The sequence below is a fragment of the Pseudomonas sp. P108 genome (assembly GCF_032613195.1).
In the GTDB taxonomy this organism is placed as follows: domain Bacteria; phylum Pseudomonadota; class Gammaproteobacteria; order Pseudomonadales; family Pseudomonadaceae; genus Aquipseudomonas.
Map to the genome: position 1 here is coordinate 5059324 of NZ_CP126691.1, position 22536 is coordinate 5081859.

The window sequence follows — 22536 nt, forward strand, 5'->3', positions numbered from 1 at the left end:
ATTTCCTGTAGGACTTTTCGTAGACAGATGTGATGGCCACTCAGTATCGTCCGAGGGTATTCAACCCTCGGCGATTCTATGGACACGGAAAAAAGTAATAGCGATTGGAGTGACGTAGAGATTCAGGCGGCGGTCGACGCCTATCTGAAAATGCTGGCACGCGAGCAAAGCGGCCAGAAATTCGTCAAGACTGAGGAAAATCGAATCTTGCGTGAAGGCCCCTTAGCCGGTCGGACTAAAGGCTCGATCGAGTTTCGGATGCAGAACATCTCTACCGTGCTGGTAGAAATGGATCGAGTGCGTATTGAAGGCTATAAACCTGCCAAGAATGTTGGAGCGAATGTAGCGCGCAGCATCCGTAAGGCACTTGATGCTTCTACTGTTCTGACACTTGAAGATTCTGATCCAACGGCGGACGAAGCATTGCTCGAGCAACGTGCGGCTAAATTTGAGCGAAAGCAATTTGATTACGTCCCTAAAGGGATAAAAACGCCAATCCAAACGACTTCCACTAGAAAGGTTTATTTTCGCGATCCTGAATTGAGGGGCTGGGTTCGTCAGCAAGCCAATGGAAAGTGCGAAGGTTGTGGCAAAGCAGCGCCATTTGAAAAGGATGGGAAACCGTTTTTGGAAGTGCATCACGTCAAGCACATGTCGCAAAAGGGTTCGGACCTTGAGACGAATGTTGTGGCGTTGTGTCCCAACTGTCACCAGCGTTGCCATCATTCGGACGACAGAGCGGAATTCACTGCTTGGCTTTATGACAACGTTGGAAGACTAGAAAAGGAATAATTGCCCCTTGCCTTGCTAACCGCATTTGCTGGTTTGGGGCAGCTTCGCAGCCCAGCGGGAGCAAGCTCCCTCGCCACAGTTTTTGTGTGCTGCTGAACAACGCTTACCGTGACCGAGAGCACTCTCGAAAACGCATATGGACGAACATCACATGCAGCCACCAACCCGAAATTCGACCACCCCAGGTCAATCCCGACTCCTGACCGCCTCATTTCTAATCGTCTTTTTCTGCCTGCTGCTTATGGCCCTGCGTATCGCTCAAAAGAACGAAATCATGGCCGTTGGAGCAGTCTGGGTCGCAAATGCGCTAACAATGGTGCTGCATGTTATTTACTGGAAGCGTTATGGCATGTCCGCCGGCTTTAAAATCGCGGTTGTGATTCAAATCGTCATTACCATTCTGCCCTTCCTGTTTGGCAATCTCGGTTTTGTGGCTGTTATGTTGATGCTGGGTGGCGAGGTCCATTACTGGTAAGCCGCCCCGCCTCCCGCTATTAATACCCCTCCCCCACTCAAGGATCCGAGCCCCACCATGAAATTCGATCTCGCCTACTGCCTCAGCCTCGACGACAAGTTGTCGATCTATGATGTTCGCGATCTCAATTTCGATGAGACGGTTGCCTTCGACTCTGCGAAGGAACACTTCCAGTGCCCCAACGATGCCTGTCGTTCAACGTTCGACGCTTCCAACGAGTTGGGCACGTTCAACGCCAAGAACGTGAATTACGTGCGCACGCCGCACTTCAAGAATCTGCCCACGACGCAGCATGTGGCGGGTTGTCCGTATGTGAGTTTGAAGGCTTCAGCGTCTGGCGTTGAGACGGCGGATGGTGAGGCGGATGACGGTCGTGAGGAGCATTTCCCGTCGGAGTTGTTGCTGACCCGCCGTGAGTATGTGCGCAAGCCTGTCGCGCCAGCGGTAGAAGCGGATGTGTTGCGCGATGATCCGGTGCGGCTGGCGGCGGACAGTATTAAAGAGTCGGCGGGTCGTGAATCGGCGCCGGACAAGACCAGTGTTTTTGCGCATCCGGTGGAGTGTTTCGTTTCCAACTTCGCGGACAAGGAGTTGCTTAAGCGCATGCCGTTGAAGGTCGGCGAACATTCGGCGCCGTACAGTTCGTTCTTCAAGAAGATTGAGTATCTGACGGACAACAAGGGGCTGATTTACTGGGGGCGGATCAAGAAGATCGAGGACTTCCACAGTGCCAGTTTTCGTATCGATTTCGAGGACAAGGTCTGGTTCAAGAAGCCCGAGGACAGTAAGAAGAAGCCGTATCCGGTCAGCGTTTATCTGAATAAGAAGCTGATCGACAACTACCGCAAGCGCAAGGCGTTTCTGGAAGAGATCAAGCATGCGGTGGATAGCGACAAGGCGTTGTTCTGTTTCTTCTATGGGGTGACGCCGGAGTTGAAGCAGGTGCCCGGCAAGAAGAACCCCGAAAAGCCTTTCGAGGTCTTCAATGCCAATATCGAGAACCTGGATCACTTCATTATTCGTGAAGCGCCGGGGCTGGAGTGACGGTTAGCCTTGGGGTAGTTGCAGGTTGACGGCGCCGGGGTGTTGTTTGACGAGGGAGTACGGCAGGATCGACCACTCTGGTTCATCGCAACCACGTTGTACGCGCGGAAAGTACGGTCCCAGGTAAATGCCTTTGGCGGTGAAGTGCCAATTTAAAACGCTCCAAACATTTTCATCGGTGTAATCGCAGCTGTCCTCATCACCATCGGCTGGTTTTTTCATTTCGTTGGGATACAGCGTTGTGAATTGTTTGATCAGCCACGGCGTCAACACATCGCTCTGACTGCTCACGTTTTTTCCAGCCGAGGTATTCTCGCGCTCACCAACCCACAACACGTCTTGCAGCTTCATGTCTTGGCCAGTGTAAACATTTAGGTTGATGGGGGAGTTACTGACATCGGGGTGCGCGCCACCACAGTCATACCCGGTATTGATGTTCAGACTGACCACGTCCGGCGACAGGAACGTGGGCGCGACACTCTGATACTGCTCGGCATTTTCGCCACCTTGCAGCATGCAGGCGTGGTAGCTGATGACCTCTCGCCAGAGTCGCTCAAGCAATAGCTGATTGATGCGTAGTTGATCTTGCGCCGGGTAGCCGGACGCTACGCTGAACAGTGAAATTTTCGATTCAGGCTCGACCCACCACTGCAGGTTATAACCCATAAAACTTTCAGTCTTCGCGGGTTTGAGCTTGAGTCCCTGTAAACGCAAATACTCGTAGGGTTCGCTCTTCGGCAGCGTGGCAATGAAAGGCAAAGTCGTTGATGTCGGCGCTGGAAGTTTGGCTTCGGCAAGTTTCATCGGCAACTTCTTGCCCTGAGGACTTTGCCATTCGCCCTGCCAGCCATCAGCAGTGGGTTTCAGTTTCAGCGTTGGCAGCGGCTTGTCGTCGCCGTAACGATTGTTGCCCTCGGTCAGGCTCAGCGTGCTGTCCTGCAGCGAACCGCTGAGTGCCAGATCGCGATGATACTTCTCATAGAAATAGCGACCAGTCACTTCGTCCGGCTGCGTGGTGTTGAGCTCCACGACAATCGGTGTCTTACCCAGCGTACCGGTAAATACGCGCCGGCCATCTTCGGCATGGGCAGTGGAAATCAGTGTGAACAGCGCCGCGGCATATGGCGCCAGGCGCATCAGTCCCTTGAGCATGAATCAATCCTTGAAGGAGTCGGAGAACGCGTCGGCACACAGGCGCCGGCGCTGAAAAATACGCTGCGGATTATGGCGGGGGCCGCTTAACTATTCGAGTTTTCTTGCTCGTACTTTTTAAGCCAGGCTTCGTGCTCCAGCGCCGCAATTTTCCGAGCCATTTGTTGGCGACGCTCCTTGGCAGCATGAAGCTGGACGTCATCAAGAAAGCAGTAATGACGCAGCCAGTGGAGCGCCATTTCCTCATCCGGAAAGTAGTAGGACTTGGCGCCCTTGCTGCTCCTGGGCGTGTCATTCATTTGCTCGTCAAATACCATCGCTGTGATTTCATCCGGTGGCAAAGACCCCGTATGGGCGACTTTGTCCTGGAAATTCCATGCAATCTCATCAATGTGTTTTTGCGCGCTGCGATGGCTACGTCGATAGAACCGTTGATGCTCACAAGTCTGTTTCAGCCGCGCCAACATCAACTCCGGATTAAGCCACTGCCCGAGGTCATGATGATGTGCGTTGATCACTATCCCCTTGACCCAACGGTCTACAAATCGATCAACAAAGTCTTCTGTGTCAGCCTTTTTCGCATCAGCGAAAATCAGGCAATAGCGGGTCTGGACGTGAATGACCAACAACACATGCTTGCGTTGTACCGTTATCGCGTGCACCAGCCACTGCTCGTCAGCGCCGTTCGACTCATCATCTTCAATGATTGGGGACGGCGGATTAGCGTTCACCGGCGTGATCTTTTTGCCCTTGTGGACACGGCTGAAGAATTTGCTGGCGGCTTCGGTGCAATTGAAGATCAACATCCGGGTTCTCTCGTAGTTTCTGGAGGACGGCGCTCAATTACCGATTTTGATTTCTTCCGCTGTAGCCTGGCAATGGTTCATTTAAGCGAAATGCACAGCAGCACAATAATCAGCAACCCGATATAAACCCAGGCATGCACCCGATCCGGGATCCGCCCAATCCATGGCGCAGCCAATCTAATCCCGATGAGCGAGCCAACCGTCAGCACCGCAAACGCCAGCAAATCCACATACCCGACAAACCAAGTCCCCAATTCGGCCTGGCTGAACCCGGCCAGCGCCATGTACGTAAGGGTCCCCGTTAATGCCACCGGCACACTCAACGGGTTGGCCATGGACGTCGCTTGCGACATGCTCAATCCACAACGGCGCAACAACGGCACGGTCATGACGCTGCCTCCTACACCGAGAAACGTCGCGATGGCGCCGATGCCTACACCGCCTGCGGAAGTTTCTATAGCGCCAAGTCGGCGTGGGATGACGTCTGCGTTCTGAGTGAGAAAACCGCGTCGCAGCAGGCAATCAATGATGGTCACGCCGAGATAGCCGATGAACGCGTAGCGAAGCACTTCGCCGCTGACCCACACCGCCGCTATTGCGCCAACGACCGCACCCACGCCGATAAACCCTCCCAACGGCCACAGGTAATGCCGGATCAGGTTGCCGGCGCGGCGGTGTTTGTCGGTGGCGATCAGGGCGTTGACGATCATCACGCAGGTCGAAGTGGCGACGGCGATGTGCATCGCTGACTGGCCGATCGGGTCGTCGGCGCCGTGGCTCGCGGTGAGCAGACGATACAGCAGCGGCACCACGACGAAGCCGCCGCCGAAGCCGAACAGGACCGCGGTGATGCCGGTCAGGCAGCCGAAGAGGGTCAGCAGTAAATAGAACATGTCGAGGCGTCCGTGGTGGGAGAGCGGTCGACGATAGAGCGGCAGCGCTTGGCCTGCTTCAGCAAGTCAGCCAATAATATTTGCGTTTACGCCAATCACCGGAAAACGCCTGATGCGCAATGTTTCGATCAATCTGCTGGATGACACGCCGCGCGCGGTGGTGGCGATCGGTACGGATTATTCCCACGGTCACTTGCTGCCTTTTCACACGCATCGGCGGGCGCAGTTGTTGTACGGCGCGACCGGGGTGATGCAGGTCAGCACCCATGACGGCAACTGGGTGGTGCCGCCACAGCGAGCGGTGTGGATTCCGCCGGGGGTGGCGCACGAGGTGTTGATGCTTGGGGTCAGCACGCGCAGCTTGTACATCGAACCGGGTGCAGTGGATTTGGGGGAGCGCTGTCAGGTGATCAGCGTGTCGCCGTTGATGCGGCATTTGCTGATGGAGGCGGTGGAAGTACCGCTGACGTATGACCTCAGCGGGCGCGATGGTGTGTTGATTGATCTGTTGCTGCATGAGTTGACGCGCAGTGCGCCGCTGCCGTTGCACATTCCGCTGCCGACTGACGGAAAGCTCCTGTCTCTGTGTCAGAACTTTCTGCATCAGCCGTACGCCCACCAATCACCACAGCAGTGGGCTGACCAATTACACATAAGCTTGCGTACCTTCAACAGGATGTTTCGCCAACAAACCGGGCTGAGCTTCAGACAATGGCGGCAGCAGGCTTGCGTGGTCCTGGCGCTGGCACGTTTGGCCTCGGGTGAAGCGGTGACACGAATCGCGCTGGACTTCGGTTATGAAAGCCCGGCGGCGTTCTCGACGATGTTCCGGCGGATCCTCGGGCAGGCACCGTCCGTCTGGTTGGAGGCGGCGAATTAGCGCAAATCAAAAAATGCGTTTGATCCCGGCCGAAAACAACTGTACAAAAACACAGTACATTTTCAATCAGCACTCTTGAGCCCGGAGCACACCATGGCCTCTCTTGCGATGAACCACATCCTCGAACGCATTGCCCTTTTCCAGTTCACCCCGACGCACTGCGTCCAGGCCCGAGCGATGCTGGGCTGGAGCGCGGAACAGCTATCGCGGGAGGCTGAGGTTTCGGTTGAAGACATTCAACGGTTTGAAGCGCAGCAGGACGTAGCGGATGCGGCGCGACTGGCGCTGGCTTACCGGTTCGAGGCGCAGGGGCTGGTGTTCTTTCCCGGGTTTGCACCGGGGCGTAGTGCGAGTGTTCAGGGCGTGTCGTCGGAAGCGATGGGGCGTGGGGATTTTGCGATGGCTGATTGAGAGAACGAGTTGATCTTTATTCCTAAATAGGTATATTTTCGCATGAGTGCAAGGAAGCCGCTCTTGTGGGTCTGCAGTAGCAAGAAAGATCTCAAGCAGATGCCCACAGACGTACAGGATGTTTTTGGTTATGCACTGGATTTGGCCCAGAGTGGCTTGAAGCATCCGGATGCAAAACCCCTGAAAGGGTTTGGAGGCGCAGGTGTGCTAGAGCTGATCGAAGACTTCGATACCAACACCTACCGCGCCATTTACACGGTTCGTTTCGGCAGTGCCATTTATGTATTGCACTGCTTTCAAAAGAAGTCGACTACCGGAATCAAAACGGCTCAGTCCGACATTGATCTGATACGAAACCGTCTTCGAGCCGCTCAGGATCACGCGAAAGGATCAGAAAATGATAGAAATTGAAAAAGGTAGCGGGAACGTCTACGAAGACCTCGAACTGCCCAATGCTAGTGAAATGCAGGTTAAGTCGCAGCTCGCGGCGAAGATCGGCGAGATCATCAAGGCTCGCCATCTCACTCAGATTCAGGCGTCTGAAATCCTTGGATTATCCCAGCCGAAACTTTCCGAAATGCTGCGGGGAAAATTTCGAGGAATCAGTGAAGCCAAAATGATGGAATGTCTTTCACATCTTGGGCGAGACGTGCAGATCGTAGTGAAATCGGCCCCCCGATCACGGAAAGAAGGCCGAATTGAAGTGGTGTTTGCTTAACCTGAAACTCATTAAGCGCTCTGCACCACCGCCTCACCCTCCCCTTCAACCGCCAACCACCACGCCTCCCCGCGTTGCGGTTGAGCGATGTTAAACGCCTCGCCCATCTGCGGCGTGGTAATGGAAATACTGCGTTCCCACGCCAGAGCCAGAATCCGGTCAAACGGTTCGTGCCAAGCGTGCATGGCCAGGTCGAAGGTGCCGTTGTGGATCGGGAAGAGCCATCGGCCCTTGAGGTCAATGTGCGCTTGCAGGGTTTCTTCGGGCTGCATGTGTACGTGTGGCCATTCGACGTTGTAGGCGCCGGTTTCCATCAGGGTCAGGTCGAACGGGCCGTATTGTTCGCCGATGCGTTTGAAGCCGTCGAAGTAGCCGCTGTCGCCGCTGAAGAAGATCCGCGTGTCGCCGTCGATCATTACCCATGACGCCCACAGTGAGCTGTTGCCATCGAACAGACCACGGCCGGAAAAGTGCTGCGACGGTGTGGCGACGAAACGGATGCCGGCAATCTCTGCGCCCTGCCACCAGTCGTACTGGCGGACTTTGCTGGCTTCGATGCCCCATTTGATCAGGGTATCGCCGACGCCCAGCGGGGTCAGGAACAGGTTGGTCTTGGCAGCCAGTCTGAGCACGGCCTGATAATCGAGGTGGTCATAATGGTTGTGCGACAGGATCACCGCTTCGATCGGCGGCAACTGGTCGATGCTGATCGGCGGCTGGTGGAAGCGTTTCGGCCCGGCCCACTGCACTGGCGATGCGCGCTCGGCGAAGACCGGGTCGGTGATGAAGAATTTGTCGCGCAGCTTCAGCAACAAGGTCGAGTGACCGAGGCGATAGACGCTGTGATTGGGCGCTGCCAGCAGTTCTTCCCGGGTCAACGCTTGCACCGGAATCGGCGCGGCGGGTCGGGTGTTGCGCGGTTTGTGGAAAATCATGTTCCACATGATCCGCAGCATTTTGCGTACGCCTTCGCGTTGCACAGGTGCGTGGTTGCGAAACAGCCCCTGATGCTGCCGCGAGGCTTCAGGCGTGGATGTGTTATCCGGGATCGAAACTGGATTGGCCATGACTGAATGACTCCAGAAAAACCGCGCAATTCACGGTTTTTCCACGGTGGGACGATAAATGGCCAAATCTGCACGCATAGGCCGAACTTCTGTTTTTTAGATTGCGAGGATTAACGCAACATTACACTGCTCGGTGTAGTTTCTAGGTTGCATGAAAGCGGATGACAAGTAAACTGCCAAGTGTAATTTCACCTTTTCCTCTGCCGAAGCGTACTTATGACAGCTCCACAGCGCCTCACCGACCGTAAACGCGAAGCCATTATCCAGGCGGCGATTGCCGAATTCCGTGCCCACGGTTTCGAGATCACCAGCATGGACAAAATCGCGGCCACCGCCGGTGTGTCGAAGCGCACGGTGTACAACCATTTCCCCAGCAAAGAAGAACTGTTCGCGGAAATTCTCAACCAGTTGTGGGCACGAATCAGCGCCGAGCAATCGGTGACCTACAACCGCGATCAGCCATTGCGCGAGCAATTACGGCAGATGCTGCAGGCCAAGGTGCAGTTGATGGCCGATGAGAATTTTCTGACCCTGGCACGGGTGGCGATTGCCGCCACCATCCACTCGCCGGAGCGCGCGCAGAACATGATCGAGCGCATGGGCGAGCGCGAAGAAGGTCTGACCGTGTGGATTCGCGCCGCGCAGGCCGACGGCCGATTGAAACCGGTCGACCCGGAATTCGCCGCCCATCAAGTACAAGGTTTGCTCAAGACCTTTGGCTTCTGGCCACAGATGTCGATGGGCCGCGCCGCTCTCGATGCCGACATGCAGAACACCGTCGCCGAATCGGCGCTGGAGATGTTTCTGGCCTGCTATCAGCTCTAAATAGCCGTTCTCCTGCGCGAGCCACCGATTAAATGGCTCGGAAGGACACTGATTATTCCCGTTGGAATAAATGACAATGTCCGACAATCGACCGACGAACGGTTAGCCTGAGAAAATACTGCAAAGTATTTCAGGATGAATTTCGCGCAGGGCATCATGGAAAACCAACGCGGCAAAGGCTTGTCATTCGCCCGACGCATTTACCTGCCCAGGGCCATCGGTCTGGGGATCGGTTTCTTCAGCGTCGGTGCTGCGTTGTATCCGCTGAACATGCCCGGCTGGGTCTGGGGGCTTTTGCTATTCAACGGCTTCGCCTGGCCGCATCTGGCTTATCAGATTTCTACTCGCTCGGCGTTCCCGTATCAGGCTGAACGCCGCAACCTGTTGTATGACTCGCTGTGCGGGGGATTCTGGGCGGCGAGTTTTCAGTTCAGTCCGCTGACCACCGTGACCATCCTGTCGATGATGACCATGAACAACGTCGCCGCCGGTGGCTATCGGTTGTTCGTGTTCGGCGCCCTCGCCCAACTCGCCGGCGTATTGCTGGGCTGGATGATCTTTGGCGTCCAATTCAGCCTGACGATGAGACAGGAGCAAGTCTGGGCCTGCCTGCCGATGCTCACCCTGTATCCGCTGGCGCTGGGCATGGTCTGTTATCGCTTGGCGATCAAACTCTCCCAACACAAACGCGCACTGAGCGCCCTCAGCCGTACCGACAGCCTCACCGGCCTGCTCAACCACGGTGCCTGGAAAGACCTTCTGCACCTAAAATTTCAGCAGTGCCGCCAACACAACAGCCAAGCCACGCTGGCGTTGATCGACATCGACCATTTCAAGGAGATCAACGATAGCTTCGGGCACATCGTCGGCGATGCGGTGCTGCGGCAATTGAGTCACGACCTCAAGCACCTGCTCGATCAATACGAGTTGGCCGGGCGTTACGGCGGTGACGAGTTCTGCGTGATCCTGCCGACACGGCCGCTGAACAAGGCCGAAGCGCTGATGGAGCAGTTGCGCGAGGCATTGCAGCAGTACCGTCATCCGCAGGTGCCAGACTTGCGAGTGGGTCTGAGTATCGGTCTGGCGCGGTATCAGCCCTTGTACAAGGATGCCCTCGACTGGCTGGACGATGCCGACAAAGCGCTCTACACCGCCAAACACACGGGCCGCAACACTATCAGCGTGGCCTTGAGCCGTGCCGCTACAGACAACGCCAGCGCCTGAAAAGTTATACAAAATTACAAATAATTAGTTTCTTGTACAACTTTATGAAGTTTTGTATAAGTAGCCATCTGCCAGTTAAGGAATGCTGGCATTGAGCAGTCACCGCCGAATGCCGTCCGCGCATTCGGTCTGCCAGCGCGGAAATAGGGACTGAATCCTCGATCTTCCCCTTCTTCCAGAGTACTGCGAGCATGTTCTTCAATCGCCACAAAGCCGTCGTCGATGACCTTCAGCGCACCCTCACCGAACAAGCCGGCCTGCTCGACGCGATCAATCGCTCGATGGCGGTGATCGAATTTGACCTCGATGGTGTGGTGCTGCGCGCCAATGACAACTTTCTCAAGACCATGGGTTACACCGCCGAACAAGCGATCGGCCAACCGCATCGGCGTTTTTGCACACCGGAATTCGGCCGCAGTGCTCAATACACGGATTTGTGGTCACGCCTGAAAAACGGCAAGTTTCAGTCCGGGACATTTGAACGGGTCGATAGCAAGGGCCAGCCGATCTGGCTGGAAGCCAGTTACAACCCGATCAAGGATGCCTCGGGGCGCGTGGTAAAAGTGGTCAAGTACGCCATGGACGTGACCGCCAAGGTGCAGCAGGAAAGCGAGGCCAATGCCAAGTTGCAAGCGATTGACCGGGCAATGGCGGTCATCGAATTCAACCTCGACGGCAGCATTCTTACGGCCAATCAGAATTTTCTGACGCGCATGGGTTACACCCTCGCCGAGCTGAAAGGCAAACATCACCGTTTGTTCTGCACGCCTGCACTGGTCAACAGCAGCGCCTATGAGGATTTCTGGCGGCGCTTGAACCAGGGCGAGCTTTTCCAGGGGCAGTTCGAACGCGTGGATAAACGTGGGCAAACGGTGTGGCTCGAAGCCAACTACAACCCGGTTTACGACGCCGCTGGGCGCTTGTGCAAAGTGGTGAAGTTCGCTTCTGATGTGACCGCCCGAGTCGAACAACACGAGCAGGACGCACGCAGTGCCAGCGCGGCGTATCACATCTCGGTAGCGACGCGAAAAGTCGCCGAGCAAGGCACTCAGGTGATCCAGCAAGCCGCCAGTGAAATGCGCGAAATCGCCGAGGACATTGCCCAATCTTCAACGTTGATTGCGCAACTGGGTGAACGCTCCGAGCAGATCACCGCCATCGTCAACACCATCCGCGCGATTGCCGACCAGACTAATTTGTTGGCGCTGAATGCCGCGATTGAGGCAGCGCGCGCCGGTGAACAGGGTCGCGGATTTGCTGTGGTCGCTGATGAAGTGCGACAACTGGCGGCACGTACCAGCGGCTCGACGGCGGAAATTTCCAGCATGATCGGTTTGATCCAGAGCGAAACCCGCCAGGCGATCAAGAGCATGGAAGGCACCCGGGGTCGCGCGGCTGAAGGGGTCGAGTTGGCGAATCAGGCGGGGACGGTGATCTTGCAGATTCGCGATGGTGCCAGTGAGGCAGTGGATGCGGTGAGCATGTTTGCCAATGAGCGGGTGCCGGGGTAATTGATGCAGAGTCAGTAGACCGCGGCGCGGCCTTCGCGAGCAGGCTCGCTCCCACAGGGAAATGCATTCCAATGTGGGAGCGAGCCTGCTCGCGAAGGGGCCGGTCGCCACCACGCAGGGCTATAGTGACTACACGTCCCACGCCCTGCCGAGTGCACCATGACCACTGAAAAAACCGCAACAACGGAATCAGCTCCCGTCGATCACCTGCGCTTCCACCGCCCCCACGCCCACCTCAACACCACCTTCGGCAACGACACGTTCGCCCTGCGCGCCGAGGCGTTTGCGCGGTTCTTCGGCACGCCGATGTTTCTCGGCGCACAAACCCTGATTGTGCTGTTGTGGGTCTGCCTCAATGTGTTTGGCGTGACCACCTTCGACGTTTACCCGTTCATCCTGTTGAACCTCGCTTTCAGCCTGCAATCGGCCTACGCCGCACCGCTGATTCTGCTCGCACAAACCCGTCAGGCCGCCCGCGACAAGGCGCAAGCCGATGCCGACGCGCAACACCGTGAAGCGTTGGCACAGGCCAATACCGAGCGTCAGGCCCAAGCCGCGAAAAACACCGCGCAGTTGCTTGAGCTGCTGGAGCAGAACACCCGCCTCACCGAGATGACCAAAAACCTCACCGAACGCATCGCCAGCCTGACCAGCGAGTTGCACGATCACATGCGCCAGAATCCGCAGCGCTGATCACGGCAAACGTAGCGCCCGCCCCAATTCATCGAACAGTGTCACCACCGAGCGCAAGGCCCGGCAATCCGGGCGGGTCAGCAGCCACAGCGCGGTGTCGTAACCGTGCAGCGGCTCGCTTAACGCCTGCAAACCGCCGGTGATCAGAAAGTCCGGTAACGCCGCCACGCCGAGGCCTGCGCGGACCAGTTCGGTGACCGACAACATGCTGTTGCAGCGATAGCGCGGGGTGACGCCGGGCAGGTGTTGGCGACGCCAGGCAATCGTCGGATGATCGGGGAGAAAGTCGTCCGGGGCGATCCAGGTCAACGTCGTCAGATCCGAAGCATCGACATTCTGCAGATAGCGAGTACTGGCACAGATCCGGTAGGAAATCTTCGCCAGTTGCCGTCCGACCAGATGCTCCGGCGGTGTACGCGTCAGGCGCAGAGCAATGTCGGCGTCGCGCCGACTGAGGTTGGCGAAATCGTTGGAGGTGCTGAGCTCAATGTTCAGTGCCGGGTAATTAGGCATGAACTGCGCCAGCGCCGGGAGCAGCAAACCTTGCAACACCGAGTCGGTGCAGGTCAGGCGCACTGTGCCGCTGACCACTTCGCCACCCTGGTCTACACCAATGCGAGCAGCTTCCAGTGCCTGTTCGGCGCGCTCGGCTTGCTCGGCCAGTGTCTGCGCGAGAGTTGTCGGTAAATAGCCGGCACGGCTTTTTTCGAACAGTTGCTGACCGAGTGCGGCTTCGAGACGGCGCACGGCGCGAAACACCGTCGACACGTCGACCTTCAACAGCTGCGAAGCGCGGGCCAGAGAGCCGCCTCGTACCAAGGCCAGAATCAGGGCGAGATCGGGGTAGTCGAGCTGATAGTGCGTCGCTGCATTGATCACTTGGGGAAACGCCCATATTGAGTGCGTGAACGCCAATCTATAGTGAGGGCCATCAATCAACAAGCGCAGGGAACTTCCATGGAAAACAGCGCCATCCGTATCGCCCTGATTGGCGATTACCACCCGCAGGTCACCGCTCACCAAGCCATTCCCGTCGCCCTCGGGCTGGTCGCCGAACACCTCAACCGCAACGTGCAATTCGAATGGTTGCCCACCGAGCAGATCCACGCCGATACGCCGCTCGAGCGGTTCGACGGTTTCTGGTGCGTCCCCGCCAGTCCTTACAAAAGTGAAGCCGGCGCATTGCGGGCGATCCGTTTTGCCCGCGAACAGCAGCGCCCTTTCCTCGGCACCTGCGGCGGTTTTCAGCATGCGGTGCTGGAGTTTTCCCGCAACGTGTTGGGCTGGGAGGATGCGGAACACGGTGAAACATCGCCCGACGCTGAACGCGCGGTACTCACGCCGTTGACCTGTTCGCTGGTGGAAGCGGTAGACAGCATTGATCTAGTGCCCGACTCGTTGATCGCCAAGGCGTACGAAACGTCGCAAATTCGTGAAGGCTATCGCTGCCGCTTCGGTGTGAATCCGCTGTTCGAACAGCAACTGTTGAACGATCGGCTACATGCTGTCGGTCATGATTCGTCAGGGGATTTACGCGCGATCGAACTCAAGGATCACCGGTTCTTTGTCGCGACGTTGTTTCAACCGGAACGTGCGGCGCTCAAAGGGTTGATGCCGCCGCTGGTGCGCGCGTTTGTTGAAGCTTGTGGGGAGGCACGTTGATGACTGCCTGCTTTGCGGTGATTTTTACGTCGACTCGCACCGAGGGTGACAATGGGTATGCCGAGGCGGCTGAGCGCATGGCTGCGTTGGTCAGTGAGCAGCCGGGGTTTCTTGGGGTGGAGTCGGTTCGAGGAGCGGATGGCGTCGGGATTACGGTGTCGTATTGGCAGAGCGAAGCGGCGATTCTGGCGTGGCGGCAGAACCCCGAGCATCGGCTGATACAGGAGCGTGGGCGTTTGCAGTGGTATTCGGCGTTTCACACGCGGGTGTGCCGGGTTGAGCGTGAGTATCGGTTCGGGCAATAAAATGGCGGCGTATTGACGGCCGCTTTCGCGAGCAGGCTCGCTCCCACAGGGGATTTGTGAACACCACGGTTCCCATGTGGGAGCGAGCCTGCTCGCGAAGAGGCCCTTACCCTCACAGAAAAACTTCAGCCCCGTACCAGACTGCGCACCGCGACAATCTCCGGCACTTCAACTTTGCTCATATACACCCGCAACGGCTCGGTGATGTTGATCCGGTCATCGATATTTTGATCCAGCAACAACTGAATCAACTCGCGTTTAAGCGTCATGGTCTGCGCTGTCGCCGGTGCCCAGACGAATTCGTTCACAGGAATAATGCCGTCATCGGCCACGTCCATACCGAACGAATCTTCGCTGAAGCGCACGATGTACTGACCGGTTTTACGATTGAGGCCGACAAATCCCTTGAGATCGTCGGCGGCCTGGCAGATGAGTTGGGAGGTGATGCGCATGGTAAACCTCACGAAAGATGATCGATGGTTTACACGCAGGGCAACTGAGCGGCGCGCCCTCTGCCGGAGCGTCTGCCGTGGGCAAGCGTACTGCAAACAGCGCCACAAAAGTGCAGGAAAAATCGCTTTTAATACGTTTATGTCGGTCCTGCGATAGCACGCAATCGATTCAGTTGCTAAAAGATACGTCTTTGAAAATGCCCTGCGAAAGGAACTCGAACATGCCCGCTACTTTCACCAAAAGCGCCCTGGTCCTGAGCCTGCTGCTCGGCCTCGGTCAGGCGCACGCCGCCAGCCACAGCGATCCCGATGCGGTCGCTGCCGCCAACGGCATCCCGCACCCGGCGGTGATCGCTCACCGTGGCGCGTCCTTCGATGCGCCGGAATCCACGGCGGCGTCCTACAAACTGGCGCGTGATCTGGGCGCCGATTACCTGGAAATGGACTTGCAGCGCAGCAAGGACGGCGTGCTGTTCGCCCTGCACGACGACAACCTGCAACGCACCACCGACGTCGCCAGCAAGTTTCCGGAGCGCAAGGACGCCTCGGCTACCGCGTTCACCATGGCCGAACTGAAAACCCTCGACGCCGGCAGCTGGTTCAACGCCAAGTACCCGGATCGCGCGCGCCCGTCCTACGCTGGGCTGAAGATTCTGACCCTCGATGAAATCATCGACATCGCGCAGGCCAATCCGCAGCACAAGCCGGGCCTGTACATCGAGACCAAAGAGCCGCAACTGTTTCCGGGGATCGAGAAAGACCTGAAAGAGAAACTGCAGGATCGCGGCTGGCTGAGCCCGGCCGGCTCGAAACTGGCGAAAAGTGCGCTGGGCGTGGGTCAGGGCAAAGGCAAGGTGATCCTGCAGACGTTCGAGAAAAACAGCCTCGAACTGCTGCAAAAAGAAATGCCGCAAGTGCCGAAAATCCTCCTGCTGTGGGTCGGTGAAGGCAGCATCGAGCCGAAATCCAAGGTGACGTTTGCCGAGTCCGGCGAGAAGGACAAAAACGTTTTCTACGGTAAACAAGAACCGAAGTCCGAAGCCGAATTCAAACAATGGGTGGATTACGCCAAGGCCCAGGGTGCCATCGGCACCGGCCCTTCGGCGAAGCTGACCAAGGGCGGCGACCAGAGCTATTCGGATCTGGTGCAACCGTGGATGAACCAGTACACCCACGATCAGGGCCTGCTGGTGCACGTCTACACCGTCGACGAGCCGGTGGACTTCGAGAAAGTCATGGCGGCAGGTGTCGACGGCATCTTCACCAACCGCGCCAGCGAACTGTTGAAGTTCTACAAACGCCCGGCGGCTGGCACTGTTGATCAGGTGTTGAAGAACAACGGCTTCTGATCTGAAATCGAGGCGCCTTCATCGCGGGCAAGCCACGCTCCCACAGGTTCTGTGCAGGTGCGTGGCTTACCCGTTTTGTTTGGGTGCGGGGTTTTAAGGGTGAGTTAAGTTGCGCTGGTTAACCTGAGGCCACTTAAACGAATCACCCCAAGGAATGAACCGATGAAAACTTTGACTGCCCTGTTTACTGCCGCTGCCCTGACTCTTACCGCTGGCCTGGCCCAGGCTGATGTTCGCGTTGACCAGATTCCGCAACTGGTCAAGGAAGGCAAGATCAAGTCGCTGGAGTCGATGAACGCCGAAGCGCTGAAACTGCATCCGGGTGCGACTATTACTGACACGGATCTGGATAACCACTTCAATGGTTATGAGTATGAAGTTGAGCTGCGTTTGGCCGATGGCACTGAATGGGATGTCGACTTCGACGCCACCACCGGCAAGGTGCTGAGCAACAAGCAAGACCACTGATACCGCGCACAAGCGAAAGCCGCACGATTGAAAGATCGTGCGGCTTTTTTCATGTCTGGTGTTTGGCTTTGTTGATGGGTTGTCAGTGAGATTTTCTCCCCCTCACCCCAGCCCTCTCCCCCAAGGGGGCGAGGGGGAAAGGGAGCCGATCGGGGGCTATTTCAAGACCTGAGTTCGACTCGATATTTCAGGTCGGCGCAACTCAAATAATCACCCCGGTCAGTCCCCTCTCCCTCTGGGAGAGGGCTGGGGTGAGGGGAAAGGGAGCCGATCGCGGGGGCTATTCAAGACCTGAGTTCGACTCGATATTTCAGGTCGGCGTACCTCGAATAGTCACCACGGTCAGTCCCCTCTCCCTCGGGAGAGGGCTAGGGTGAGGGGAAAGGGCATCACGCCGAGGTGCTGACCAGCGAACCCGAGGTGCTCGAGTCGGAATCCTGCAACGCCTGCAACAATGAGGCTGTGGCGGTGGACAGGGAGGCCGAAGTGGCGGTGATCTGCGCTTGGGCGGCAGCCACCTCGGCGACCTTCGCATCAGAATTTTCCTGCTTCGCCTGGGCCGCTTGCAACGCCTGTTGCTCTTCCTGCAATTGCTTCTGCAGTTCGGCAATCTGCCTGCGCAGTTCCTTCACCGAGTCCGATTCTTCGCTGCTGCTGGAGCTGCTGTCACCCGCCGGAGCGGCCCCACCACCGGTGGCGACTTTACCGGTATCGGCCGTAGCGCCAGTGCTGGCGGCTGCCGTGGTCGAGGTATCGTCACCGACATCGCTGATTGCGGTTTTGCTCGAAGGTGTGGTGACGGTCTGATTGATCGAAACAGAAGTGATGCTCACCATGGAAAGGCTCCAATGCCGGTTATAGATAACCGGTCATCGACCACGGCCGCAGGTAATTGAGATCGACTGTGTACCGACTCGGTATCCGAACCGGTACACAGTCAATCGCGTCAGGCGCTCAGGCGCGCGGTGACTTCGTTCAGTTGCCCGGACAGACCATGCAGGTTCTGGCTGGCACTTTCGGTGCGTTGCACGTTGTCGAGGTTGGTGCTGGCGATCGAAGTGATCTCGGTGAGATTGCGCGAGATGTCTTCGGCCACCGAGGTCTGCTCTTCCGCAGCAGTAGCGATCTGACGGTTCATGTCGCGGATCGCCTCCACCGCGTGAGTGATACGCTCCAGCATCGCGCCGGCCTGGGTCACCTGTTCAACGCTTTCGTCACTGCGCGTCTGGCCGCTGTCGATGGCTTGCGCCGCGTCCACCGCACCGGTCTGCACGCTCTGAATGATCTGGTTGATCTCGATGATCGACTCCGCCGTGCGCTGCGCGAGGTTGCGCACTTCATCGGCAACCACGGCGAAACCACGCCCGGCCTCACCGGCGCGCGCCGCTTCGATCGCAGCGTTGAGCGCCAGCAGGTTGGTCTGCTCGGCGATGCCGCGAATCACTTCCAGTACTTTACCGATTCGGCCGCTGTCAGCTTCCAGACGTCGGATCACCGTAGCGGTGTTGGCGATTTCGCCGCGCATCTGCGTGATCGAATGGATAGTGCTCTGCATGACCTTTTCACCCTGTTGGGCGGACTGGTCGGCATCGTCGGCCGCGCGCGCAGCATCAGCGGCGTGACGCGCCACTTCTTGGGCGGTGGCGGACATTTCGTTCATCGCCGTGGCCACCTGATCGGTGCGGTTGAACTGCTCGTTGGTGCCGCCGGCCATGGTCGTGGCGATCGCGTTCAACTCGCCGCTGGCGCTGTCCAGATCACTGGCACTGCGCTGCAGACGAGTGAAGGTTTCGGCGAGGAAATCGCGCAAGGTGTTGGCGGCTGCGGCGAGGTTGCCCAGTTCATCCTGACGGTCGCTGACCACACGTTCAGCCAGTCTGCCGCGGCTCAACTGCGTGACGTAATCGATGAGTTTGCGAATCGGCTCGACCAGGTTGCGGTTGACCAGCCACAGGCTCAACAAACCGATCAGCAGACCCGACGCGAGCATCACCAGCAGCCCCAGCCATACGGTGCGATCAGCCTCGGCACTGATCAGCGCCGACTGCGCGGTGCCTTGCTTGCGCAACTCGGCGACCAGTTCGCTCATCTGATCACTGGCGGCACGGTCAACGCCTTTGACCGCCGCGTCACCCACCGTCGGATCACCACCAGCAACCACGTAGGCATCACGTCCCTTCTGATAAGCGCTACCCAACTGGCGGTGTTCTTCACGCAAACGTTCAATGCGCGATTTCAGGCTGGGCTCTATGCCTTTCTGGCCGGCCAGTTCACCAAGGATCTTCTGCACATCGCGCTGACGATCTTCGAACTGCCCCCAATACTTGGCCAGATCCGCCGGTTGCTTGCCGCGCAGCAGGACGTTTTTCCACTCCTGCACCTGCACCTTGAATTGCAGGTTGGCTTCGTCGATCAGTTGCGAGGTGTGCAGGGGACCGGCGATCAATTGGCTGTAGCTTTGCACGCCGTTGGACAGGAAATGAAAACAGGCCAGCGCAATCAACAGCACCGCCAGCAGGCTGCCGCTCAGCAAGGCGAGAATTTGCGCTCTCAGGGATTTTTGCAGCATCGCAAGATACTCAAGACAGGGATGAGGCACGCCCGGTAAGGCGTGAAATTTTGCCGGACATCCATGTCGGCGAGCCTTGGCTCATGGCAAATGGCGCGCAACCTAACGCACCTGTGATCGGCGCGCCAGAGGGCTTCTTGAAGAAAATCCGACCGTCGGTAAGTCGCTGATTTGACGTCACCTTGCTGTCATATAAATGTCATGTGACATTGCGATGATGCGGCTCAGTGAACCTGCCATTTGCGCGACCGACGCACCCTCCTCGCAGCGAGCCTTCATGAACCACAGCCTCGATATCAGCCATCGCGATCCTGATCTGTTTGGCCTGCTCTACGGCTTTCGTTTCCTGCCCGGCGAACGGGGCCGCGAAGTCGACTCGGCGACAGCGTTGCGCTGTTTGCAGGACGACAACGACACGGGCGAATTCCTCTGGCTGCACCTCAATCTTGCGCATGCGGCGTGCGAACGCTGGATGAAAAGTCATCTGCAATTGCCCGAAGAGTTTTTCGAGGCGCTGCACGAAGGCTCGCGTTCGACGCGTATCGAGCATGTCGATTCGGCGTTGCTGGCGGTGGTCAACGATGTGGTGTTCAACCTCAGCAGCATGGTCTCTTCGGACGTGTCGACGCTGTGGGTTTGTGTGCGCAGCAAACTGATCGTCAGTGCGCGCTTGCAACCGCTGCACTCGGTGGACAAATTGCGCTCATCGGTGAAGGCCGGCGAACGCTTTCGTTCGCCCTCGGAGTTGCTTGTGCATCTGCTGCGCGATCAAGGCGAAGTGCTGACGCAGATCGTGCGCAAGACCAGCCTGAGTGTTGATCAGGTCGAGGACGAATTGCTTTCCTCGCGACTGTCGACCAACCGCGCCGAACTGGGTGCCAACCGGCGCGTGCTGGTGCGTTTGCAACGGCTGCTGGCGCTGGAGCCGGGTTCGCTGCTGCGTCTGCTTAATCGGCCGCCGCCATGGTTGCAGAAGGAAGACGTCAAGGAGCTGCGCAAATCCACCGAGGAGTTTGCGCTGATCATCAACGACCTCACGGCCCTCGGTGAGCGGATCAAACTGCTCCAGGAAGAGATCGCCGCCAACCTCAACGAGCAGAGCAACCGTACGCTGTTTACTCTGACGGTGGTGACTGTGCTCGCGTTGCCGATCAACATCATTGCCGGTTTTTTCGGGATGAATGTGGGCGGGGTGCCGTTGTCGCAGGATCCGGAGGGGTTCTGGATATTGGTCGCACTGGTGGCGACGTTTACCGTGATTGCCGGGCGTTGGGCGTTTCGCAAGCGCGGAGATTACTGACGCCTGAACGCTCGTTCCCACGCTCTGCGTGGGAATGCATCAAGTGACGCTCTGCGTCACAGGGACGCGGAGCGTCCCGGGCGTCATTCCCACGCAGAGCGTGGGAACGAGCAGAAGACCGACGGTTGGGTTAATCAGCCAAACACTGACATGGCGCAGTCTCTCTGTAACATTCTGCAACGATCATGGGCGACATTCCTTCCCTCGCTCAGGATTGTCCTGCCATGGCTACTCCCTCCCTGACCGCCAGCCCCGCGTCCGCCGCCAGCGGCAGGCCAGCCCTCGACAAGAAAACCAGCCCGTTTACCTACGTGATCTTTTTCGCCGTGCTGGCGATGGGGATGCTGTTCACCGCCTACAGCCTGATGCACGACATGCACGAACTCGGCACGGTGGTCACCACCTGGACGCCGTTTCTGCTGCTCGGTGTGGCGTTGCTGATTGCCCTGGGTTTCGAGTTCGTCAACGGTTTCCACGACACCGCCAACGCCGTCGCGACGGTGATTTACACCCACTCGTTGCCGCCGAACGTGGCGGTGGTCTGGTCGGGGTTCTTCAACTTTCTCGGCGTGCTGCTTTCGAGCGGCGCAGTGGCGTTCGGCATCATCGCCTTGCTGCCGGTGGAGTTGATTCTGCAGGTCGGTTCGTCAGCCGGTTTTTCGATGATCTTTGCTCTGCTGATTGCGGCGATCCTGTGGAACCTCGGCACCTGGTGGCTGGGTTTGCCGGCGTCGTCATCGCACACGCTGATCGGCTCGATCATCGGTGTCGGCGTGGCCAATGCCTTGATGCACGGCCGCGACGGCACCAGCGGTGTCGATTGGGCGCAGGCGACCAAGATCGGTTATGCGTTGCTGCTCTCGCCGTTGGTGGGTTTCGGTTGTGCGGCACTGTTGCTGCTGGCGCTGCGCGCCTTCGTGAAGAATCGTTCGCTGTACAAGGCACCTGAAGGCAACACGCCGCCACCGTGGTGGATTCGCGGTTTGCTGATTCTGACCTGCACCGGCGTGTCCTTCGCCCACGGCTCCAACGACGGCCAGAAAGGCATGGGCCTGATCATGTTGATTCTGGTCGGTACGCTGCCAATGGCCTATGCCTTGAACCGCACGATGCCAGAAGAACAATCGTTGCAGTTCGCCGCTGTGGCACAAGTCACCCAGCAAGCGCTGGTGAAAAGTGCGCCGCTGCCGACGCCGGCCGATCCGCGCGCGGTGCTCTCCGACTACGTGCGCAGCAAGGACGCCACGCCACAACTGATCCCCGCCCTCGCCGCCCTCACCGGGCACATCGGTGAAGAAGTCAAAGGCTACGGTTCGCTGGCGAAAGTCCCGGCCGAAGCCATGGGCAACGTGCGTAACGACATGTACCTGGCCAGCGAAAGCATTCGCCTGATGGACAAGAACAAGGTCGGCAATTTCGACGCCGACACCAGCAGCAAACTGCAACTGTTCAAACAACAGATCGACAACGCCACGCGGTTTATTCCGCTGTGGGTGAAGATCGCCGTGGCCATCGCGCTCGGGTTGGGCACCATGGTTGGCTGGAAGCGGATTGTGGTGACGGTCGGCGAGAAGATCGGCAAGACCCACCTGACCTATGCGCAAGGTGCCTCAGCGGAAACCGTGGCGATGTTGACCATTGGCGCGGCGGACATGTTTGGTTTGCCCGTTTCGACGACGCATGTGTTGTCATCCGGTGTAGCCGGAACCATGGTTGCCAACGGTGGCGGGTTGCAGATGAAGACCATCCGTAATCTGCTGATGGCGTGGGTGCTGACCCTACCGGCGGCGATCCTGTTGTCAGGCAGCCTCTATTGGCTGTTCACCCAGATCTTCTGACCGAAGAAAGTCCCCTGTAGGAGTGAGCCTGCTCGCGATAGCGGTGTATCAGTCAACATTGATTAAACTGACACACCGCTATCGCGAGCAGGCTCACTCCTA

Annotated in this window: 24 protein-coding genes and 2 pseudogenes; 18 read left to right on the plus strand and 8 right to left on the minus strand. The window is 57.8% G+C overall.

All coding sequences use genetic code 11. From position 1 onward, the window contains the following. Positions 1 to 78: 78 nt before the first annotated feature. The 3 genes from QOM10_RS22235 (at position 79) to QOM10_RS22245 (ending at position 2311) form a co-directional block, all read left to right on the plus strand. Entirely contained in the window at positions 79 to 792 is a 714-nt protein-coding gene (locus tag QOM10_RS22235) for an HNH endonuclease signature motif containing protein (protein ID WP_134176794.1), read from the plus strand. Positions 793 to 928: 136 nt separating this feature from the next. Continuing rightward, positions 929 to 1267, plus strand: coding sequence for a hypothetical protein (locus tag QOM10_RS22240; RefSeq protein ID WP_244294975.1), 339 nt, complete (start codon positions 929 to 931; stop codon positions 1265 to 1267). Between the two features lie 57 nt (positions 1268 to 1324). Continuing rightward, complete coding sequence (locus tag QOM10_RS22245; protein ID WP_316916946.1) at positions 1325 to 2311, plus strand: hypothetical protein; 987 nt, start codon at positions 1325 to 1327, stop codon at positions 2309 to 2311. A 3-nt stretch (positions 2312 to 2314) separates the two neighbouring features. On the opposite strand, the gene QOM10_RS22250 is transcribed toward QOM10_RS22245, so the two are convergent. The 3 genes from QOM10_RS22250 to QOM10_RS22260 form a co-directional block, all read right to left on the minus strand. Continuing rightward, the gene (locus QOM10_RS22250; protein WP_316916947.1) at positions 2315 to 3463 is read right to left on the minus strand and encodes a hypothetical protein; all 1149 of its coding nucleotides are present in this window, start codon (positions 3461 to 3463) and stop codon (positions 2315 to 2317) included. 86 nt (positions 3464 to 3549) lie between these two features. Further along, positions 3550 to 4269 carry a DUF6933 domain-containing protein gene (locus QOM10_RS22255; protein ID WP_316916948.1) on the minus strand — a complete coding sequence of 240 codons (720 nt, stop codon included), beginning with the start codon at positions 4267 to 4269 and terminating at the stop codon, positions 3550 to 3552. A 77-nt stretch (positions 4270 to 4346) separates the two neighbouring features. Next, entirely contained in the window at positions 4347 to 5162 is an 816-nt protein-coding gene (locus tag QOM10_RS22260) for a sulfite exporter TauE/SafE family protein (protein WP_316916949.1), read from the minus strand. Between the two features lie 112 nt (positions 5163 to 5274). Between QOM10_RS22260 and QOM10_RS22265 the strand changes: the two genes are divergently transcribed. The 4 genes from QOM10_RS22265 (at position 5275) to QOM10_RS22280 (ending at position 7171) form a co-directional block, all read left to right on the plus strand. Next, on the plus strand, positions 5275 to 6042 hold the full coding sequence (locus QOM10_RS22265) for a helix-turn-helix transcriptional regulator (protein ID WP_316916950.1): 768 nt from the start codon (positions 5275 to 5277) through the stop codon (positions 6040 to 6042). Positions 6043 to 6135: 93 nt separating this feature from the next. Further along, entirely contained in the window at positions 6136 to 6453 is a 318-nt protein-coding gene (locus QOM10_RS22270) for an XRE family transcriptional regulator (RefSeq protein WP_160041501.1), read from the plus strand. 42 nt (positions 6454 to 6495) lie between these two features. Then, entirely contained in the window at positions 6496 to 6864 is a 369-nt protein-coding gene (locus QOM10_RS22275; RefSeq protein ID WP_083368143.1) for a type II toxin-antitoxin system RelE/ParE family toxin, read from the plus strand. Beyond that, positions 6851 to 7171, plus strand: coding sequence for a helix-turn-helix domain-containing protein (locus QOM10_RS22280; protein ID WP_150775215.1), 321 nt, complete (start codon positions 6851 to 6853; stop codon positions 7169 to 7171). Before QOM10_RS22275 ends, QOM10_RS22280 begins: the two co-directional genes overlap by 14 nt. 11 nt (positions 7172 to 7182) lie before the next feature. Here QOM10_RS22280 and QOM10_RS22285 read toward each other — a convergent pair whose 3' ends face one another. Then, complete coding sequence (locus QOM10_RS22285) at positions 7183 to 8238, minus strand: MBL fold metallo-hydrolase (protein WP_150775216.1); 1056 nt, start codon at positions 8236 to 8238, stop codon at positions 7183 to 7185. Positions 8239 to 8454: 216 nt separating this feature from the next. On the opposite strand from QOM10_RS22285, the gene QOM10_RS22290 reads away from it, so the two are divergent. From QOM10_RS22290 to QOM10_RS22305, 5 genes and pseudogenes are all read left to right on the plus strand, one after another. Next, positions 8455 to 9063 (plus strand): TetR/AcrR family transcriptional regulator, encoded by a 609-nt coding sequence (locus tag QOM10_RS22290; RefSeq protein ID WP_150750316.1) that lies wholly within the window; start codon positions 8455 to 8457, stop codon positions 9061 to 9063. Positions 9064 to 9219: 156 nt separating this feature from the next. After that, a complete protein-coding gene (locus QOM10_RS22295) occupies positions 9220 to 10287 on the plus strand; it encodes a diguanylate cyclase (RefSeq protein ID WP_316918395.1) in 1068 nt (355 codons plus the stop codon). A 281-nt stretch (positions 10288 to 10568) separates the two neighbouring features. Then, positions 10569 to 11252, plus strand: a pseudogene (locus QOM10_RS31365) (PAS domain-containing protein); the annotation flags it as partial. A 108-nt stretch (positions 11253 to 11360) separates the two neighbouring features. After that, positions 11361 to 11798: pseudogene (locus QOM10_RS31370) on the plus strand (methyl-accepting chemotaxis protein); the annotation flags it as partial. Between the two features lie 159 nt (positions 11799 to 11957). Continuing rightward, positions 11958 to 12491, plus strand: a complete 534-nt coding sequence (locus QOM10_RS22305) for a DUF1003 domain-containing protein (protein ID WP_150750318.1) — start codon at positions 11958 to 11960, stop codon at positions 12489 to 12491. On the opposite strand, the gene QOM10_RS22310 is transcribed toward QOM10_RS22305, so the two are convergent. Continuing rightward, the gene (locus tag QOM10_RS22310) at positions 12492 to 13433 is read right to left on the minus strand and encodes a LysR family transcriptional regulator (RefSeq protein ID WP_316916952.1); all 942 of its coding nucleotides are present in this window, start codon (positions 13431 to 13433) and stop codon (positions 12492 to 12494) included. 15 nt (positions 13434 to 13448) lie between these two features. Here QOM10_RS22310 and QOM10_RS22315 point away from each other — a divergent pair, with 15 nt between their 5' ends. Both QOM10_RS22315 and QOM10_RS22320 read left to right on the plus strand, forming a co-directional pair. Next, positions 13449 to 14153, plus strand: a complete 705-nt coding sequence (locus tag QOM10_RS22315) for a CTP synthase (RefSeq protein ID WP_316916953.1) — start codon at positions 13449 to 13451, stop codon at positions 14151 to 14153. Next, positions 14153 to 14458, plus strand: coding sequence for an antibiotic biosynthesis monooxygenase family protein (locus tag QOM10_RS22320; RefSeq protein WP_150750321.1), 306 nt, complete (start codon positions 14153 to 14155; stop codon positions 14456 to 14458). Before QOM10_RS22315 ends, QOM10_RS22320 begins: the two co-directional genes overlap by 1 nt. A gap of 125 nt (positions 14459 to 14583) precedes the next feature. Here the strand turns inward: QOM10_RS22320 and QOM10_RS22325 are convergent, their stop codons facing one another. Further along, positions 14584 to 14910, minus strand: coding sequence for a DUF2025 family protein (locus QOM10_RS22325; RefSeq protein ID WP_108227136.1), 327 nt, complete (start codon positions 14908 to 14910; stop codon positions 14584 to 14586). 221 nt (positions 14911 to 15131) lie between these two features. On the opposite strand from QOM10_RS22325, the gene QOM10_RS22330 reads away from it, so the two are divergent. Then, on the plus strand, positions 15132 to 16259 hold the full coding sequence (locus QOM10_RS22330) for a glycerophosphodiester phosphodiesterase (RefSeq protein ID WP_127929456.1): 1128 nt from the start codon (positions 15132 to 15134) through the stop codon (positions 16257 to 16259). 162 nt (positions 16260 to 16421) lie between these two features. Further along, entirely contained in the window at positions 16422 to 16727 is a 306-nt protein-coding gene (locus tag QOM10_RS22335; protein WP_159812753.1) for a PepSY domain-containing protein, read from the plus strand. 389 nt (positions 16728 to 17116) lie between these two features. Here the strand turns inward: QOM10_RS22335 and QOM10_RS22340 are convergent, their stop codons facing one another. Next, positions 17117 to 17563 carry a hypothetical protein gene (locus QOM10_RS22340; protein ID WP_316916954.1) on the minus strand — a complete coding sequence of 149 codons (447 nt, stop codon included), beginning with the start codon at positions 17561 to 17563 and terminating at the stop codon, positions 17117 to 17119. Positions 17564 to 17673: 110 nt separating this feature from the next. After that, positions 17674 to 19296 (minus strand): methyl-accepting chemotaxis protein, encoded by a 1623-nt coding sequence (locus QOM10_RS22345; RefSeq protein ID WP_316916955.1) that lies wholly within the window; start codon positions 19294 to 19296, stop codon positions 17674 to 17676. Between the two features lie 277 nt (positions 19297 to 19573). On the opposite strand from QOM10_RS22345, the gene QOM10_RS22350 reads away from it, so the two are divergent. After that, positions 19574 to 20596 (plus strand): transporter, encoded by a 1023-nt coding sequence (locus tag QOM10_RS22350; protein WP_077574218.1) that lies wholly within the window; start codon positions 19574 to 19576, stop codon positions 20594 to 20596. A 224-nt stretch (positions 20597 to 20820) separates the two neighbouring features. Further along, entirely contained in the window at positions 20821 to 22434 is a 1614-nt protein-coding gene (locus QOM10_RS22355; RefSeq protein ID WP_127929460.1) for an inorganic phosphate transporter, read from the plus strand. Positions 22435 to 22536 lie beyond the last annotated feature (102 nt).